This is a genomic window from Minwuia sp., assembly GCF_048263705.1.
Lineage (GTDB): Bacteria > Pseudomonadota > Alphaproteobacteria > Minwuiales > Minwuiaceae > Minwuia.
The window spans coordinates 1-15,991 of sequence record NZ_JBLXDV010000002.1; the positions used below are offsets into that span (position 1 = coordinate 1).

At 60.9% G+C, this 15,991-nt stretch carries 18 protein-coding genes; 6 read left to right on the forward strand and 12 right to left on the reverse strand.

Going from position 1 to position 15,991, the window contains the following annotated elements:
* Both ACN0X7_RS02380 and ACN0X7_RS02385 read left to right on the forward strand, forming a co-directional pair.
* Positions 1-469: hypothetical protein (locus tag ACN0X7_RS02380; protein ID WP_417513723.1), on the forward strand; the 469-nt coding region annotated here is incomplete at its 5' end.
* Positions 470-517: 48 nt separating this feature from the next.
* On the forward strand, positions 518-1,258 hold the full coding sequence (locus ACN0X7_RS02385; RefSeq protein ID WP_417513725.1) for a hypothetical protein: 741 nt from the start codon (positions 518-520) through the stop codon (positions 1,256-1,258).
* Between the two features lie 18 nt (positions 1,259-1,276).
* Here the strand turns inward: ACN0X7_RS02385 and ACN0X7_RS02390 are convergent, their stop codons facing one another.
* The gene (locus ACN0X7_RS02390) at positions 1,277-1,504 is read right to left on the reverse strand and encodes a hypothetical protein (RefSeq protein WP_417513727.1); all 228 of its coding nucleotides are present in this window, start codon (positions 1,502-1,504) and stop codon (positions 1,277-1,279) included.
* A gap of 126 nt (positions 1,505-1,630) precedes the next feature.
* Between ACN0X7_RS02390 and dnaG the strand changes: the two genes are divergently transcribed.
* Genes dnaG through ACN0X7_RS02405 form a run of 3 tightly spaced genes read left to right on the forward strand, consistent with a single transcriptional unit; the run spans position 1,631 to position 6,073 of the window.
* The gene (gene dnaG / locus ACN0X7_RS02395) at positions 1,631-3,490 is read left to right on the forward strand and encodes a DNA primase (RefSeq protein ID WP_417513729.1); all 1,860 of its coding nucleotides are present in this window, start codon (positions 1,631-1,633) and stop codon (positions 3,488-3,490) included.
* A gap of 35 nt (positions 3,491-3,525) precedes the next feature.
* Positions 3,526-5,562: an RNA polymerase sigma factor RpoD gene (gene rpoD, locus ACN0X7_RS02400; RefSeq protein WP_417513731.1), complete on the forward strand. Its 2,037-nt coding sequence runs from the start codon at positions 3,526-3,528 to the stop codon at positions 5,560-5,562.
* A 25-nt stretch (positions 5,563-5,587) separates the two neighbouring features.
* A complete protein-coding gene (locus tag ACN0X7_RS02405) occupies positions 5,588-6,073 on the forward strand; it encodes a hypothetical protein (RefSeq protein ID WP_417513733.1) in 486 nt (161 codons plus the stop codon).
* A gap of 32 nt (positions 6,074-6,105) precedes the next feature.
* Here the strand turns inward: ACN0X7_RS02405 and ACN0X7_RS02410 are convergent, their stop codons facing one another.
* The 3 genes from ACN0X7_RS02410 to ACN0X7_RS02420 all read right to left on the reverse strand — a co-directional run bounded on the left by ACN0X7_RS02410 (position 6,106) and on the right by ACN0X7_RS02420 (position 8,855).
* A complete protein-coding gene (locus tag ACN0X7_RS02410) occupies positions 6,106-6,513 on the reverse strand; it encodes a host attachment family protein (RefSeq protein ID WP_417513735.1) in 408 nt (135 codons plus the stop codon).
* 109 nt (positions 6,514-6,622) lie between these two features.
* Positions 6,623-7,450, reverse strand: coding sequence for an MBL fold metallo-hydrolase (locus ACN0X7_RS02415; protein ID WP_417513737.1), 828 nt, complete (start codon positions 7,448-7,450; stop codon positions 6,623-6,625).
* 226 nt (positions 7,451-7,676) lie between these two features.
* Positions 7,677-8,855 (reverse strand): M20 aminoacylase family protein, encoded by a 1,179-nt coding sequence (locus tag ACN0X7_RS02420; protein WP_417513739.1) that lies wholly within the window; start codon positions 8,853-8,855, stop codon positions 7,677-7,679.
* Between the two features lie 156 nt (positions 8,856-9,011).
* Here ACN0X7_RS02420 and ACN0X7_RS02425 point away from each other — a divergent pair, with 156 nt between their 5' ends.
* Positions 9,012-10,580, forward strand: coding sequence for a portal protein (locus ACN0X7_RS02425; RefSeq protein WP_417513741.1), 1,569 nt, complete (start codon positions 9,012-9,014; stop codon positions 10,578-10,580).
* A 193-nt stretch (positions 10,581-10,773) separates the two neighbouring features.
* Here ACN0X7_RS02425 and ACN0X7_RS02430 read toward each other — a convergent pair whose 3' ends face one another.
* The 8 genes from ACN0X7_RS02430 to ACN0X7_RS02465 all read right to left on the reverse strand — a co-directional run bounded on the left by ACN0X7_RS02430 (position 10,774) and on the right by ACN0X7_RS02465 (position 15,916).
* Positions 10,774-11,409, reverse strand: a complete 636-nt coding sequence (locus ACN0X7_RS02430; protein ID WP_417513743.1) for a class I SAM-dependent DNA methyltransferase — start codon at positions 11,407-11,409, stop codon at positions 10,774-10,776.
* Positions 11,410-11,519: 110 nt separating this feature from the next.
* A complete protein-coding gene (locus ACN0X7_RS02435) occupies positions 11,520-11,933 on the reverse strand; it encodes a 3TM-type holin (RefSeq protein ID WP_417513745.1) in 414 nt (137 codons plus the stop codon).
* A gap of 1 nt (position 11,934) precedes the next feature.
* A complete protein-coding gene (locus tag ACN0X7_RS02440) occupies positions 11,935-12,315 on the reverse strand; it encodes a D-Ala-D-Ala carboxypeptidase family metallohydrolase (RefSeq protein WP_417513747.1) in 381 nt (126 codons plus the stop codon).
* Complete coding sequence (locus ACN0X7_RS02445) at positions 12,315-12,755, reverse strand: hypothetical protein (RefSeq protein WP_417513749.1); 441 nt, start codon at positions 12,753-12,755, stop codon at positions 12,315-12,317. Before ACN0X7_RS02445 ends, ACN0X7_RS02440 begins: the two co-directional genes overlap by 1 nt.
* Positions 12,752-12,955 carry a hypothetical protein gene (locus ACN0X7_RS02450; protein ID WP_417513751.1) on the reverse strand — a complete coding sequence of 68 codons (204 nt, stop codon included), beginning with the start codon at positions 12,953-12,955 and terminating at the stop codon, positions 12,752-12,754. The genes ACN0X7_RS02445 and ACN0X7_RS02450 overlap by 4 nt, the downstream gene beginning before the upstream one ends.
* Positions 12,952-13,254, reverse strand: coding sequence for a hypothetical protein (locus tag ACN0X7_RS02455; protein WP_417513753.1), 303 nt, complete (start codon positions 13,252-13,254; stop codon positions 12,952-12,954). The genes ACN0X7_RS02450 and ACN0X7_RS02455 overlap by 4 nt, the downstream gene beginning before the upstream one ends.
* Positions 13,251-14,309 (reverse strand): SGNH/GDSL hydrolase family protein, encoded by a 1,059-nt coding sequence (locus ACN0X7_RS02460; protein WP_417513755.1) that lies wholly within the window; start codon positions 14,307-14,309, stop codon positions 13,251-13,253. The genes ACN0X7_RS02455 and ACN0X7_RS02460 overlap by 4 nt, the downstream gene beginning before the upstream one ends.
* Positions 14,309-15,916 carry a hypothetical protein gene (locus tag ACN0X7_RS02465; protein ID WP_417513757.1) on the reverse strand — a complete coding sequence of 536 codons (1,608 nt, stop codon included), beginning with the start codon at positions 15,914-15,916 and terminating at the stop codon, positions 14,309-14,311. Before ACN0X7_RS02465 ends, ACN0X7_RS02460 begins: the two co-directional genes overlap by 1 nt.
* Between the last annotated feature and the right edge of the window lie 75 nt (positions 15,917-15,991).

Below are 15,991 nucleotides of genomic sequence, written 5' to 3' on the forward strand. Positions count from 1 at the left end.
GCATCACGCCAAAGGAGTGCGCCAACTACATCACCAATGCAGGATACGCTTCAATCTAATATTGGAACGCTCTAGAGAATATCACGGAGAAGCTTTCGACCCAGAAACCGGCGCGCGGGTTCATGTTGATGCCTCAAACGATGACCAGAATCAAATACAGGTATTTGCTGATAATTACGAAAACATGAGTCGATTATCCACCTCAAATCAGCTGCAGGAATTTGAAATCTCGCATGCTGATTTCGAGAAATTTCAATTTTTAGTAGAAAATATGTCGAGAATCATAATTGATTATGAAGTTCCTTATAAATTCTACGAAATTGGGGTTGGCGAGAGGAATGCAGGCAATAGAAATGGAGTTACTAGACTAATTATTCTATTAGTTGGAGTAGATGTAGATATCGCTCGAGAGAAATTTCAATCTAACAGTCCAGATATTGATGTGAGGGCCACCCCAGGCAGTCATTGAAATTTTCTAGCGAGCCAGTCCAGCCATTCAAAAAGAAAAATCGATGCATTGATCGATTCATCGGATATAAGTTTACAAACTATCGCCGCTCCATCAAATGTCGAATGCTTTGCTGCTGGAACCATTGTTCGTACACAAAATGGTAAAATACCTATTGAAAGAGCTCAAGTTGGCGAGCTAATTCTCGCACCTAATTCCAGAACAGGCGATCTAACTTCCGCCCGCGTGACCCGCATCTTCACCAGCGAAGTCAGCCTCATCCTCGACTTCCACGGCACGGGTGTCACACCGGGCCATGTTTATTGGTGCGCAAGCGGGCGGCTCGCGGGTGAGTTTGCCCCGCTGATCGACATTCTGCGCACGGATGGTGCGGTGGCGGATACGGACGGGAATCAGCTGCGAGCGGCGACGAAGCAGCCGGTTGGCGGTGCCATGGACCGCCCGGTGCGGGTTGTCGCCGTCGGCGGCGCGCAGGGCGTCGAGACAGGCACGGTCCGCACGGGCACGCGGATTCCGGAAGGCGCAGGCTGGGTGACCGTCGATGCGCTGATCGCGCGGGCGGGCGGCACATTGGCCGAAGATGGTCTGGTGCAGGTGCCCGGTGCGGCCGAGGCCGCGCCCTTCATGCTGCCCACCGACCATGTGCCGAAGCGCGCGGCGCCCCCCCCCATTATTGAGTTCTTCCATGGTGCCGCATTCGTCCGGGTGGGGCAGTTCAAGAATGGCGCTTCGCCAGCGGCCCACATGAAAGCCATCCGACATCTCTGGTCTGATTTTTCCGTTAGTTGACGCAGTCGGTAGATGCGGTCAGCCAGCCTTGCAGTGACCGCAGGGTGTGCCGGGTGCGATGAAGGCGCCGCAGTTGTCGCACTTCACCAGATCCACGGACTGGCCGTCGGCATGTTCGGGGCGTCCCGGTTTCGACTTCCGCGCGCGCGGCTTGCGCCCCGCTCCGTCGGAGACGCGGTTCATGTAGCGAAAGCCGTAGAGCACCGCCGCGATGGCTCCGATGAGCAGAAGGATTTTCCAGATCATGGGGCTGAACTTAAGAGCGAAATCGATTGCACGGAAGTCTTTTTCGCCGCGCAAACGATTCGCATAGCAGCCGCCGATCTGGCATGAATGCGGGTCCATCATTACCTGTCAGAACATGAGGCGGCCTTGGCCTTTCCGAAGCACTTTCTGGACGAATTGCGCGGCCGTGTGAACGTCGTCGAGCTGGTCGGCCGGACCGTGCAACTGAAGAAGCGCGGCCGCGATCACTGGGGCTGCTGCCCGTTCCACGGCGAGAAGACGGCCAGCTTCAAGGTGTCGGAGGATCGCGACGACTATCACTGCTTCGGCTGCGGTGCGCATGGATCGGCCTTCGACTTCGTGATGCAGACCGAGGGGCTGAGCTTTCCCGAGGCGGTCGAAAGCCTGGCCGAGTTCGCAGGCATGCAGGTGCCGGAGGTGACGCCCCAGGACCGCCAGCAGGCCGACCGCATGACCCGTCTGGCCGAAGCCAACGAGGCAGCGGCAAAGTGGTTCACATCGCAACTGCATGGCGGCGCGGGCGCGGAAGCGCGGGACTATGTGGCGCGCCGCGGCCTGTCGCAGAAGGCGGTCGAGGAATTCCGGCTGGGCTATGCCCCCGACCGCAATGACGGGCTGAAATCGGCGCTGATCGAGCGCGGTTTCTCCGAGGCCGAACTGATCGAGGCCGGTCTGATCGCACAGCCCGACGACGGGCGCGGCTCCTATGACCGGTTCCGGCACCGGCTGATCTTCCCCATCGGCGACCGGCGCGCGCGCATCATCGCCTTCGGCGGGCGGGCGCTGGGCGATGCGCGCGCGAAATACCTCAACAGTCCGGAGACCCCGCTCTTCAACAAGTCGATGACGCTGTACAATTTCGCCATGGCCCGGGAAGCTGCGCGCACGGCAGGTACCGTGATCGTCGCCGAGGGCTACATGGACGTCATCGCGCTTGCCGAAGCTGGCTTCCGGCACGTCGTGGCGCCGCTGGGCACCGCCATCACCGAGGAGCAGATCGGCATGCTTTGGCAGATGACGGCGGAACCGGTGCTCTGTCTGGACGGCGACGAGGCCGGCCTGCGCGCCGCCCAGCGCGCTGCCGAACGCGCCCTGCCCCTGCTGAAGCCCGGCAAGTCGCTGCGTTTCGCCCTGATGCCGGAAGGCCAGGACCCCGATGATCTGGTCAGGTCACAGGGCCCGAAGGCCCTGAAAGACCTGTTGCAGACAACGGCATCAATTTCGGACCTGCTCTGGCGATCGGTATCGACAGGACGACCGCTGGACACGCCGGAGCGCCGCGCCGCGATGGAACAGGATCTGACACGGCTCGGTTTCGAGATCGCCGACGAGAATATCCGGCGGCACTATCTGGACGATTTCCGCGATCGCGCCAGAGCCCTGTTTCGCAAACAGCGGGAGACAGGCCCGTCCGGCTGGCAGCCATGGAAGCCCGGACGCCGGACGCGACGTGTTCCGCCCGAAGACCTGACCGCGCTGAAGGCCTCGACACACACCGACGGCAGCCGGGCGCGGGAGGAGACCATCATCGCCGCCCTGCTGGACTGGCCGGATCTCATGGCAGCGTTCGAGGGCGACCTGGAACAGTTGCAATTCCGCCACGACGATCTGGATGCGGCACTTGTTTCGTTGCGTGATGCGGCGATGCGCCACCCGAAACTTGACAGCGAGGCCGTAACACGCCATCTCCACGCGGCTGGGCTCGGACCCCTGATCGAGCGTCTTCGCACGCCGACTGCCGCGAGGCTTTCCTTCCGCAGCCAGCGCGATATGCCCCTTGATGAGATCGGGGAGCAATTTGGTGCGCTTTTGCATTATCATCGCACTGAGGTTTTGGAAGAGGAATTGAGGGAGGCGGCCCAGCAGGCGCGGCAGGAAATCTCTACCGCTGCCTACCAACGGTGGGCTGCCATCAGATTGGAACTTGAACGTCATCGCGCCGGTGAGCCGACCGCGACGCAGGCCGCCCGAAATGGCGCCGGATGACGTCACGCATTGACCTGAACTGGAACGGGACACACATGGCCACGAAAGCAGCAGCAGCCGAAAAAGAAGCACCCGCCGCCCCCGAACAAAAGGATGGCCCGCTTCTGGACCTCGCCAAACAGGACGTGAAGAAGTTCGTCGCGAAAGCGAAGGAACGCGGCTACGTCACCTATGACGAGTTGAACAAGGCACTGCCGCAGGATCAGGTCTCCTCCGAGCAGATCGAGGATATCATGGCGATGCTCTCGGAGATGGGCATCAACGTCATCGAGAACGAAGAACAGGAAGATCAGACCGAGGAGCCGGAGAAGAAGGAAGTCGCCACCACGACGACAACCACCTCCTCGTCCTCCGATGTCGAACGCACGGACGATCCGGTCCGGATGTACCTGCGCGAGATGGGTTCGGTCGAACTGCTGAGTCGCGAAGGCGAGATCGCCATCGCCAAACGCATCGAGGCCGGCCGCGAGAACATGATCGGCGGCCTTTGCGAAAGCCCGCTGACGATGCGCATGCTGATGGCCTGGCGCGACGAGATCGAAGCCGGCAACATGCTGCTGCGTGACGTCATCGATCTGGAAACCACCTATGGCAAGCCCGAAGGTCCGACCGCCAACACCGGCAATGACGATGACGACGAATCGGACGACACCGATGGCGACAGCGACGGATCGGGGAAGTCCGACGAAGCTGCCAGCGCCGGGAAAGACGGTGACGCAACCGGTGCCAGCTCCGATGGGGATACCAAGACCGAGACGGAATCCAAGTCGGACGATGACGACGACGACGATGACTTCGACGAGACGACACTTTCCCTGGCAGCGATGGAAGAGGCGCTGAAACCCAGGATGCTGGAAGAGTTCGAAGCGATCGCGAAACTGTTCAAACGCATCGACCGGGCTCAGGAAAAACGCATCACGGCAGCGCTGGAAGGCGAGGTTCTCTCGACCGCCGCGGACCGTCGGTATCAGAAGCTGCAGGACGAGATCGTCGAACTCATGTCGGCGATCCGTTTCAACAACCCGCGTATCGAACTGCTGGTCGAGGAGCATTACATCCTGAACAAGCGCCTGATGGGTGCGGATGGCAAACTGCTGCGGCTGGCCGAGAAACACGGCGTCGACCGGCAGGAATTTCTGGACTCCCACTTCGGCCACGAACTCGACCGGGCCTGGATCGACAACATCTCGAAGAAGGGCAAGGCCTGGAAAAGCTTTGCCACTGCCGAGGCCGATCGCATTCAGGACATCCGCGACGAATATCTGGGCATCGCCGCACTTGGCGGGCTGACCATCAACGACTTCCGGCGCATCGTGCAGACGATCCAGCGCGGCGAGCGCGACGCCCGCCGGGCGAAGAAGGAAATGGTCGAGGCCAACCTGCGCCTGGTGATCTCGATCGCCAAGAAATACACCAACCGCGGCCTGCAGTTCCTGGACCTGATCCAGGAAGGCAACATCGGGCTGATGAAGGCGGTGGACAAGTTCGAGTACCGCCGCGGCTACAAGTTCTCGACCTACGCCACCTGGTGGATCCGGCAGGCCATCACACGGTCTATCGCCGACCAGGCGCGCACCATCCGCATTCCGGTGCACATGATCGAAACGATCAACAAGCTGGTTCGTACCGGACGCCAGATGCTGCACGAGATCGGCCGCGAGCCGACGCCCGAGGAACTGGCCGAGAAGCTGGGCATGCCGCTGGAGAAGGTCCGCAAGGTGATGAAGATCGCCAAGGAACCGATCAGCCTGGAGACCCCCATCGGCGACGAGGAAGACAGCCATCTGGGCGACTTCATCGAGGACAAGAACGCCGTCCTGCCCATCGAAAGCGCGATCCATTCCAACCTGCGCGAGACCACGACCCGCGTTCTGGCCAGTCTGACGGCCCGCGAGGAGCGCGTCCTGCGCATGCGCTTCGGCATCGGCATGAACACCGATCACACGCTGGAAGAAGTCGGTCAGCAGTTCTCGGTCACCCGCGAACGCATCCGGCAGATCGAGGCGAAGGCCCTGCGCAAGCTGAAGCATCCGTCACGCAGCCGGAAGCTGCGCAGCTTCCTCGACAACTGATCGCCAGCCGTATCGTTCCCGTCAGATGATTCTGCGACAGGCCGGCCTGCTGGCACTCAGCCTCGCCGGCGTCTGGATATGGCTTGCCTACGACTACGGCGGTTCCAACCCCACGCCCCTGTGGATGCCCGCAATCCTGATATGGATCTGTCAGAGCATGTTCTGGCTCGGATGGTTCACCAGGGATCTGAAGCTGTTACTGTATCTGTCGGGCGCCTGGATCGGTGTCATGGCGGCCGTGGCAGTGCTGGGCACGTTCCTGGGTGCCGGTGTTGCCGCATCGGCGGAGAGGCAGACCATCCAGGCGGTCCTGCTGATCATTCTGGTCCTGCCGGTGCTGCTGTTGCCCAGAATGAAGACGCTCTGGCCCGGCGCAGCCTTGCCCGGCAGCCTGCCGTCGCACGTGGCGCGCAGTCTTTTCGTGCTGCTTCAGTATGGGGGGATCGCCCTGCTGATGCTTTCCCTGATCCAACCGCCTCTGGCCGAAACGGCGGCACCGGTCGGCGGCTGAGACCGCCGACCGGTGCTGACAGGGTCAACCCCCTATGCGGCGTTCAGCGTCTTCTCGATATCGTCGATCGTGCTGTTCACCAGCGTCTTGGCCATATCGAACCGGAGCCTGTCCTGCACTTCCTTGTGCAGCAGCGGCCTGACCTCGCCCAGCGTGTCCGGATCCAGAATGAGCACAAGCTGGTCGAACTTCCCGGCATGCGCCTTGTCGTAGAGATCATTTGCCAGAATTTTGGAAAATGTCGCTTCCATTGATTCCTTGTCGGACTGATCCGGCGGGCTCTTTCCTGCAGGTCCCTGGTCCGCCAGATCTCCCGGTTCGAGTGCGCCCTCCGGCTTGAGATCGAGATTCTGCGTATCGCCGGCGTTGCGGAAGAACTTGGCCCCCTCGCCCGTGCCCACAACGATGAATGTGTCGGTCGGAATGGTCTTGCTGGACATGTGATGCCTCCCTGTTGTCGCTACTGCGGGATCGTCGGTCACATGTGCAGATAGGGACGGCGCGGGTCTCGGACACCGCGCCCTTTCGTCCCGGGCAGCAAAAGCGGTCTCAGCCGACCCGAAGCCGCATGTTCTCGCGCGCGACGGTATTACCGATCCACTGGAACCGGGCCTCTTCCTCCAACCGCTCCATGTACATGTCTTCATGATCGGGATCGTGATGGAAGATGATATGCTGGCGGACATTCGCCGCCTGGCAGAGACGCATGCCCTCCTGCCAGGTGGAATGGCCCCAGCCGACCTTGCTGTCGAATTCCTTGTCGGAATAGGTGCAGTCGTAGACGACGATGTCGGCACCCTCGATCAGGGCCAGAATGCGTTCGTCCGGTTTGCCGGGAACATGCTCCGTGTCGGTCACATAACAGAAGGCATTGCCCTGATACTCGACACGATATCCGGTTGCACCGTCGGGATGATTCAGCGGCGTCGTCCGGATGGTGATGTCGTCTTCGATGACAAACGTGTCACCGGCCGAAAAATCCTCGAAGTCGATCTGGGCCTGCATGATCTCGATCGGCACGGGAAAGGTCGGCTGATTCATCTGGGAGGCAAGAACTTCCCGGATACCGCTGCCCTGATCGCTGAGATGCCCGGCCATGATCGTGAAGTGATGATCCTTCTTGAACGCCGGCGAGAAGAACGGGAAGCCGTTGATGTGATCCCAGTGCGTGTGGCTGAGCATCATGTGGGCATGCTTGACGTTCTTCTTGGTCAGCCAATGGCCCAGATTTCGGATGCCGGTGCCCGCATCGAAAATGATTCGCCGTCCGCCGCAGGCCACTTCGATACAGCTGGTGTTGCCGCCGAAAGCCACATAACGGGGACCGGGCGTCGCAATGGAACCGCGCACGCCCCAGAATTTCACCTTGAAACTCACCAAATATCCCCTTGTCTCATCCAGCATCACACGGCGACGTCTCCGGCACCGGGCACGGTATCATTTTCCCTGTCGCAATCCAGTCCCTGACATCCGCACACAGGATCCGCCAGGGTCAGCAGAAGTGTACCAAGCGCGCCCCGTCCGTCAGGTCAAATGACGTTCGTCACACTCTTTGGGAAAGCAAGGTCCATACCATCTGTGCGTGTTCAGAAACAACCGCCGATCAAGCACCGGCTGCGGGAAGCTGCATCTGAACCAGTTGTACCCAGTAGGCAGCGCCGACCGGCAGGGCGTTGTCGTTGAAATCGTAGTTCGGATTGTGGACCTCGCAACCGCCCAGACCATCCTTACCGTTTCCGGTGAAAACATAACACCCGGGCCGGGCCTTCAGCATCCATCCGAAGTCCTCTGCCCCCATGTGCGGCGTGATGTGATCGTTGACGTTCTCGTCGCCAACGACAGCCCGCGCGGCGGCAATCGCATGGCCGGTTTCCTCCGGCGAGTTGACCGTCGGGCAGTAGCGCCGCTGATAATCGAACGAGGCCTTCATATCGAAACCCTCGGCAACGGACGTCGCAATCTTGCGCATCCGCTCCTCAATCATGTCCTGAACACCCATGTCGAACGTCCGGGTCGTGCCGCGAATGGTGGCGGTCTCGGGAATGACGTTGCCGGTGAAACCGCTCTCGATCTGCGTCGCGCTGATCACGGCGGCTTTCATGGGATCGACATTGCGGGAAACAATGCTCTGCCAGGCTGTGATGACATGCGCCGCGGCCAGCACGGGATCGCGCGACATGTGCGGATATGCACCATGACCGCCCCGACCGGTCAGCACCAGTTCGAAGAAATCGGCCGATGCCATCATCGGACCCTCGCAAACACCGAACGTCCCCACGGCCATGCCCGGCCAGTTGTGCATGCCGTATACGGCTTCCACCGGGAACCGCTCGAACAGGCCTTCGTCCACCATGACCCGGCCGCCGGCCAGGTTTTCCTCGGCAGGCTGGAAAATGAAATGCACGGTGCCGTCGAAATCCTTCGTCCTGGCCAGGTGACAGGCTGCGCCCAGCAGCATGGCCGTATGCCCGTCGTGGCCACAGGCATGCATCTTCCCGTCGTGGACCGACTTGTGATCGAACTGATTCAACTCGGTCAGGTCCAGCGCATCCATGTCGGCACGCAGGCCGATGGCCCGATTGCCAGTCCCGGCCTTCAGGGATCCCACGACGCCGGTCTTCGCCAGGCCCCTGTGCACCTCCATCCCGAAACTCTCCAGCAGTTTCGCCACCTTGTCGGACGTGCGCTCCTCTTCGAAGGCCGTTTCGGGATGCTTGTGAATATCCCGTCGCCAGTCGGTCATCTCCGGCTGAATCTCCCGCAGGCTCTCAAGAATGGTCATTTCCGGCTCCTTCTGATGGTGCGCGTGGCGGCTGTCATATCGTGCGCGCCATGCTCGCCCAGAACGGTCGGACAAAACAATCTCAAAGTCGGAACGCTTAGAAAATGAACCGGTATTTTAACCGCTCCACTGACATGAAACAGAAGGAGTGATCTCGTGGAAACCAAGAAGCGCCATGACCAACGTTCCGAAACCCTGCGCCGATACAGGCTCGCCGAGAAACGGCGCCGTGCCTGGGACCGGTTGCTGGATGACGCATATGCCTTTGCCCTGCCCCATCACGATGCTGTCCGGGATGGCATTGTGGGCGCCCGTCGTGACCGGGAGATCTTCGACAATACCGCCGTCCAGGCGGTGCAATGGAAGAAGTCGAAACTGCACGGCCTGCTGTTTCCGCCCTTCAGACCCTGGATGGACTTCGATGCCGCCGAAGTCGCCGGACTGGATCAAGAGGAAATGGAGGCCTTTGAAGCCTACGCCGTGGAAGTCAGGGAACGCTTCCATGCCGCGATCGAGATGTCGAATTTCCACATCGAGGTTGACCCTGCATTGGGTGACGCGCTGATCTCGACCGGTGCCCTGATGGTCCATGAGGGCAGCTTCTCCCAGCCTCTGCGGTTCGAAGCCATTCCGGCACGCGAACTGATTCCCGAAGAGAGTGCCGACGGCATGCTGTCCTCGGTATTCAGGCAACGGCGGATGACGGCACGCCGCATTCAGGAGACATGGCCGGACGCCGAACTAATGCCTGATCAGGAAAGAATGGCACAGGAAGGGTCGGACATCGAGATCGAGCTGATTGAGGCGGTGCTGGCCGAACAGCCCGGTGGCCCGGCTCATTATGAAGTCTGGTGCTGCGATCAGCCGGGCTCGGAAGGCGAAAGCCGCATCGTGGAACGTGACTACGCCGCATCGCCGTTGATCGCCTTCCGCATGGACAAGGCCCCCGGCGAATGGATGGGGCGTGGCCCGGTTCTGAACGTGCTGGGTGACATCAAGACAGCCAACAAGGTCGTCGAACTGATCCTCAAGAATGCCTCCATCGCGGTCACCGGCATCTGGCAGGCCGAAGATGACGGCGTCCTGAACCCGGCCAATATCCGGCTGGTACCGGGCGCCATCATCCCGAAGGCCGTCGGATCCGCAGGACTCACGCCGCTGGAGGCCCCCGGCAAGTTCGACGTCAGTCAGATCATCCTGTCCCGTCTGCAGGAAACCATCCGGCGCGGCATCATGGGCCCCGAACTGCCTCCGGCCCAGGACGGTGTGCGAACGGCTTTCGAGATCGGCGTGCGGCAGCAGGAATTCGCCGCCGTCGAACTGCCGATGTCATTGCGCCTGCTGACGGAACTCGACTATCCGCTGGCGCGCCGGGTTCTGGCCATCCTGTCCAGCCCGGCGATGGTGGGATCGCCCTATCACATCGAACCCTTCACGACAGATGGCCGGCAAATCCGGCCCCGCCCGACATCGCCGCTGGTGCGCATGCAGGAAGCAGCCGTGGCAGCGGAATCACAGAGTGCCTATATCAGCGCGGCGCAGGCATTTCCCGATGTCGTGGGTCAGGTCGTGGATCGCCCCGGCTATCTGCGTCACTATCTCAGCCAATCCGGGTTTCCAGCGGATTTTCTCAATTCCGGGTCAGAGCCGCAGACGAGCGCTGCACCTGACGGCGGCGCTTCTGATCCAAAGGCCTTGATCGAGAACCTGATCGCACCGGAATAGCAGCATGAAATGGTCGTCCATTGCGGGATCCCTTCCGGGCACGGGCCACTGCCGGCGCGGTTCTTCGCAATGGACGACCCGCCCGGCCAGCCAATCCGGTCCGAATTCGAACACGTGACGGAAGCTGCGGCAGCGATGCGGCACATGCCGTCAAGGCCTGGCCTTTCGCGCGCGCCCTCAAGCCAGAATGGCGTCAGAGCTTCCGAAAGACATGTACCCGTGCTTCGGTCTGTTCGTCGGGCCCGGCTCCGGGCAGCACGGTGAAATAGTCAGTGCTGAACAGGGGAGAAAGCACCCGGCCTGCGGACATGCGCTGCGCCATGTCTCGATAACCGTCTTCCCAGGCTTCGCGCACGATTGTCACGACGAAATGCCCGCCGGACTTCACGACGCGGGCGAGTTCGTGAAGACACTCGGGCGGGGCGTGTCCGACGGTCATCACACCGGAGCTGACGATCGTATCGAACTCGGCATCCGAAAAGCCGAGTCGTTCCCCGAGTTGTTCCTTGCGCAGTTCGATGTAGCAGGCCTTGGTTGCGGCCATACGCAGCATACCATCGGAAATATCAATGCCGACGATGTTCCGGTAGCCGACGAGAGACAGTGCCTGACCGATCATGCCACTGCCGCAGCCGGCATCCAGAATGCGAGATCCCAGATCAGGCACGAAACGACCGAGGGTGCCGGCCACCATGAACGGATAGCGATACCCCATGGCTGAAAGATCCGCATCATAGCTCTCCGACCAGCTGTTGTAGCTCTCGGAGAGGCTCGAAACATCACCTCCGGATGCATAGACCTTTCTCAGAAATTCGTCGCCGTCAGGCATGTGCCGCATCCCGTCGCATCAGTTCTCCCCATGCAGTTCACATTAGCGCGTGATGCAGCATGTTACGAATCCAGGCCGGCTGCATAGACTGGAAGTTTCAGGCCGAACTGTCAGCGTGCCTTGCCGCCGAACTTTTCCGCGGTCCGGAACGCCCCCAGGCCGAGCATGCCCAGCAGGACGGTCAGCAACTCTTCCATGGCCAGGTCGGGCGGCATGGACGCCTGAAGACCGGTGTTGAGTATGACCCATGCGAGAAGGTCCCGCGCGACGAAATTATACAGAAGCGCCAGACCGCAGACCCAGCCGATAAACGGCCGCCAGCCCGCAACGAACACCGATCGATGTCCGGCCTCGACCTTGTTCAGTTCGGTCTGGACCAGCGAGGGCTGCATCATCATGCGTGCCTTCAGGATCTCGGCCGTCCGCCTTTCATCGTCGGTCTCGACAAAACGGTCCACGATCCCGGCCACGCCTTCGGCTGCACTGACGACGCCACCGCCAATGATCTTGCCAAGCCAGCTCATCTCAGTAACTCCATAACCAGGGCCGCGGAGCCGCAGTCTCACCGGGCATGAGCGTATCGATGTGGACGAAGCGGGCCTGTCCGGACTGTTTCACACCAATGCCTGTGGCGCCCCTTGAAACCGCCAGGCGAACCAGGTCCAGCGCAGCGCCACCCCTGATCGCAATGTCAGCCGCCTTACCTTCGGGATGGGCCGGTCCACCGCCCACAGCACGGTTGTGGTCCGGACACCGAAAGCCGGATGAGATCGGAAGCGGCATCCCCAGTTCAGTTCTGACGGCCTGAAGCAGCGACACGAACTGCATGTCCATTTCGGCGCGACCGCATCCACAGCGGCAGCGGAACTCGATTTCCCCGAAGTTCGGGAACTTCTGCCAGTTCATCATTTTAACTCCACATCGACCCACGCAGTGGGTACGGCAAAAACATTTCCGTCGGCGCAGGTGTATTCCCCGACGGATCGAACCCGGTATGCGCCAGCCGCCAGGTCCAGCGGCAATTCAGACCGCAACCGGATCCACCGATGCTCGCCGGGGGTCAGAACCGTCCGGTTGCGGTTGATCCGGCTGCTGATGATCCGATCCGCCCCCTGCCATTGTGTGGTCGCCACAAGACGGCAGTCACGATGGCGGGTGGCGCGTATGTCAATCCAGATCGTGCGATCAGCCAGGCCGGCGAGCCGGGTTTCATGCACGGTCGCGGGCGGTGTGAATGCCTCGCGCGCGATCTCGGCGTCCCAGAGAAGGGAGGCAACAAGCGCCAGCCCCACACCGATGCAGCCGGACCAGAGACTGGTCATCCAGAAGTGCAGACGTCCGCTCATCGGACCAGCTCCACCAGATTGCGCCATTGGGTCAGCAGAAAGGTTGCCGTTGCGCCCGTGACCCCGATCACCCAGACAGCCCCCCGTCCCCTGTTCAGCAAACCGCGAAGTTCCCGGTTCTCCCGCTCCAGAAGCGCGACGTCTGTCTTGAGCCGATTGACGTCCGCCCGAAGCGCGCCGATCTCGGCCTCCATCGTCATGATTCCGGATCATCGTTCTGAGGCTCTTGCCAGACACGGGTCTGCCAGCTTTCGCCGGTGACGAGAACGCAACTGATCCCCCGCGCATCGGTCCGGATCAGAGTGAATGTCTCGCCGTCTCTCGACGCGAGCACCTCGATAACGGATTGGTCGGCGGCCAACGCCAGCGCGACCGGGATCTCCAGATACCGCTCTTTCGCGATCTGGAGGATTGCCGTGCGGGATCCGCAATGGAACTGCGCCGCAGCCGGCACAGTGATTGCGGAAACCAGAGCGGCCAAAGTCAGAGCCCGGATCATGCCGTCGACCCGGCGAAACTCTGCAGCACGAAACCGGGCGCATGGTCGTTTGAATCTTCCAGCGTTCTGATGACCCCTTCGGGCGCGAATCTTTCGACCAGGTCGTGGGGCGCAAACAGCCTGAAATGCGCGGAACTGCCCTCGGCAAGAATCAGATTGGCTTCGTTGCTGTCGATCCAGTCAAGTCTGGCAATTTGCAGTTCAGACTGCGTATCCGCGTTCTCGACACGCCAGCTGGTCGGAAAGGCCGGTTGGATCAATTGCTGGCCGGATGGAACGTTGAAGTTCACCCTGATGGTCTGATCATCAATGCGCGCGATAGAGGTTATCGAGGGCGGTCCGCCATCGGCGAAATCAATGTCCTCCATCATGCTGGCAATCAGCCGGCCGGCGCGCCAGCCGACAGTCTGTGCACCGGCAGCCGACGGATGAACAGAATCTTCCAGATCGACGTCATAGTAATCCAGAAGCCTGACATGACTGTCCGCAGCAGCCGCGGCGATCGAACCTTCCCGCCATGTCTGGCTGCCGCCGCGTTTTCCACCGGTCGAACGATCCCGTCCCGGAACCAGAAGGACAACCGGCAGCACGCCGTCCGAATAGCCGTTGGTGATGTTCTCCGCGCGAATCTCGGCGATCAGTCTGTCGAGACCGGCGCGAACCTTGCCGGCATCATAGCCGCTGATCGCGTTCGGGGCGGTTTCGACATTGCCCAGATCATTGGCGCCCAGGCTGATGACAACACCATCGACCGGCGGGAAATTGCCCATGATCGTCTTGGCAGCGGTCAGTCCGTTCGCTTCGGCCAGATCGGCGAAATTCAGGAACCGGTCGTCGCCGCTCTGGTCCATCAGCTTGTAACCGCCGAACGCGGCGTTCACCAACGCGGTTTCTCCCGTGATCGACGAGATGGCAGCTATCTGGTCGAGCATCGCACCACCGCTGACACCGAACCGGAAATCACGGCCGATCGAGTCGCCAAGAACCAGTACGTGAGAGGCTATGGCAGGCGCTGTATCGTTGATCTTGTTACGTTTTTCAGTGATGGTAGCCATCAGATTTTCTCCAGGTTGTGCCAGTTGATCCGCAGGTCAGCGATATTTGCGTAAGCGCTTCGCACGGCCATGCTCGTGACTCCGCCGGGCAGGTCGAAAATGTCCGCGCCTCGTGACGCGATGGTGGCCGTGCAACCGCTCTCCCCGCCAACGAGGCTGTCGCTGGCGACACCTGCACCACCTGTCTTGTCCAGCAGGCCGATCCTGGTCTGATCTGCGAAAAGCAGACGCACTTCAAAGGTCTTCCCTGCTGTGGTGACTTCTTCACCGATTTCGAAGTAGGGCCCCGCGGAAATGCCCGAGATCTCGTAGATCGCCGTCGGCAGGTCGATGTACGGCTGATGCAGACCGGTCGCCGCACTGACCGCCGACTGGAAATCGGGATATGAGAAGTTCTCGTCACCCGTGTCGATCATGTAGCCGGAAGGCGTATGAATGCTGTTCAGGCCCTGGGGCAGGTTTGCGATCGACACGCCGTCATAAAGGCCGAGCGGATTTTCAAACAGGCGCGTCCCGCTTCCCAAGGTGACCACCTTCAGATTCGCGGAGTAATCGGTCACGTCGATGATCGTGCGACCGTTGGCGTTGGTCGATCGGCTGGTCAGCGTGACCGCTTCACCTGCATGGATAAGCAACTGACCGGCAGCAGAAAAAGGACCGATCAGATTATCTTCGCCGGACTGGCTGATCCCGCCGTCGATGACGGCCGTGCCCACACCGCCTTGGCGAACGGAAACCCTCAGTTCCTGACCGATCCCGAGCATGCGCGCATCAATCCAGAGCGTACCGCTGCTCGACGCATTGATATGCCAGCAACCGGAGTCGTTCGGACGATAGACGTGATGTTTGACCTGTCCGGATCCAGGAGCGAACACCCGTGAGCGCCGGTTGTGCGCCAGGGCAACCACGCCCGGATAGGGCAGTGGGACAGACGGGCTGCCATAGTGCATGGCGGCCTGATGATTGGACCGGATCTGACCGGCTTGCACCGAAAGCGTGCTGGTTCTGAGTTCATCCGCATCCTGTGCTGCTGACGCTGCGCTCGCTTCGGCGCTGGCTGCCGCAGCGACGGCTCCCGCCTCGGCAGCCACGATCGCATCGGCATTGTCCACAATCGACCTGAGCGGCCCGGCTTCGGGTTCGCCGTTCTGATCGAAACTCAGCAGGCGACCGGATCTGGCCGTCTTCGCTGGCAACACCGAGATCACGTCGCCATCGTGTTCGGCGATCCTGAGGGACCTCCGGTCTGCTGACCCAAGCTCCTGCCCGACCATCGTGAGACGATCGAGTTCGGTGTTCAGTGCCGCTGCCCGCAAGGCGCTGCCGGCGAGGAAATCGCTGGTCCGTGCAACCTCGAGATGACGCACGATGACAATGGCGGCACCTGAAGGCGGCGGCAGCCGGAACGTCACCGTTCCGCCCGAGGACAGACCGGCGCCGGAAACCGAATAATCCGGTCCGGCACTCAACAGGCTGCCGTTCTGCCAGACGGAAAGGTCCTGGTCTGTCAGAAACGGAAACGTCACACCGTATTCGGTTGCGGTGCCGTCACCTTCGTAGCCGACCCAGGGCGGCGTACTGCTTACCTGAATATGATCTTCGCTCATGCGTTCTTTCTCCTTTCGGTATCGGTATTCGGTGAAATTACCGATACATGAACAAAGCGTTCCCAGAAATTTTTC

Coding starts and splice junctions, on each gene's coding strand:
- ACN0X7_RS02390 (WP_417513727.1), bottom strand. CDS start 1,504: ATGATCTGGAAAATCCTTCTGCTCATCGGAGCCATCGCGGCGGTGCTC.
- rpoD (WP_417513731.1), top strand. CDS start 3,526: ATGGCCACGAAAGCAGCAGCAGCCGAAAAAGAAGCACCCGCCGCCCCC.
- ACN0X7_RS02405 (WP_417513733.1), top strand. CDS start 5,588: ATGATTCTGCGACAGGCCGGCCTGCTGGCACTCAGCCTCGCCGGCGTC.
- ACN0X7_RS02410 (WP_417513735.1), bottom strand. CDS start 6,513: ATGTCCAGCAAGACCATTCCGACCGACACATTCATCGTTGTGGGCACG.
- ACN0X7_RS02420 (WP_417513739.1), bottom strand. CDS start 8,855: ATGACCATTCTTGAGAGCCTGCGGGAGATTCAGCCGGAGATGACCGAC.
- ACN0X7_RS02430 (WP_417513743.1), bottom strand. CDS start 11,409: ATGCCTGACGGCGACGAATTTCTGAGAAAGGTCTATGCATCCGGAGGT.
- ACN0X7_RS02435 (WP_417513745.1), bottom strand. CDS start 11,933: ATGAGCTGGCTTGGCAAGATCATTGGCGGTGGCGTCGTCAGTGCAGCC.
- ACN0X7_RS02440 (WP_417513747.1), bottom strand. CDS start 12,315: ATGAACTGGCAGAAGTTCCCGAACTTCGGGGAAATCGAGTTCCGCTGC.
- ACN0X7_RS02445 (WP_417513749.1), bottom strand. CDS start 12,755: ATGAGCGGACGTCTGCACTTCTGGATGACCAGTCTCTGGTCCGGCTGC.
- ACN0X7_RS02450 (WP_417513751.1), bottom strand. CDS start 12,955: ATGACGATGGAGGCCGAGATCGGCGCGCTTCGGGCGGACGTCAATCGG.
- ACN0X7_RS02455 (WP_417513753.1), bottom strand. CDS start 13,254: ATGATCCGGGCTCTGACTTTGGCCGCTCTGGTTTCCGCAATCACTGTG.
- ACN0X7_RS02460 (WP_417513755.1), bottom strand. CDS start 14,309: ATGGCTACCATCACTGAAAAACGTAACAAGATCAACGATACAGCGCCT.
- ACN0X7_RS02465 (WP_417513757.1), bottom strand. CDS start 15,916: ATGAGCGAAGATCATATTCAGGTAAGCAGTACGCCGCCCTGGGTCGGC.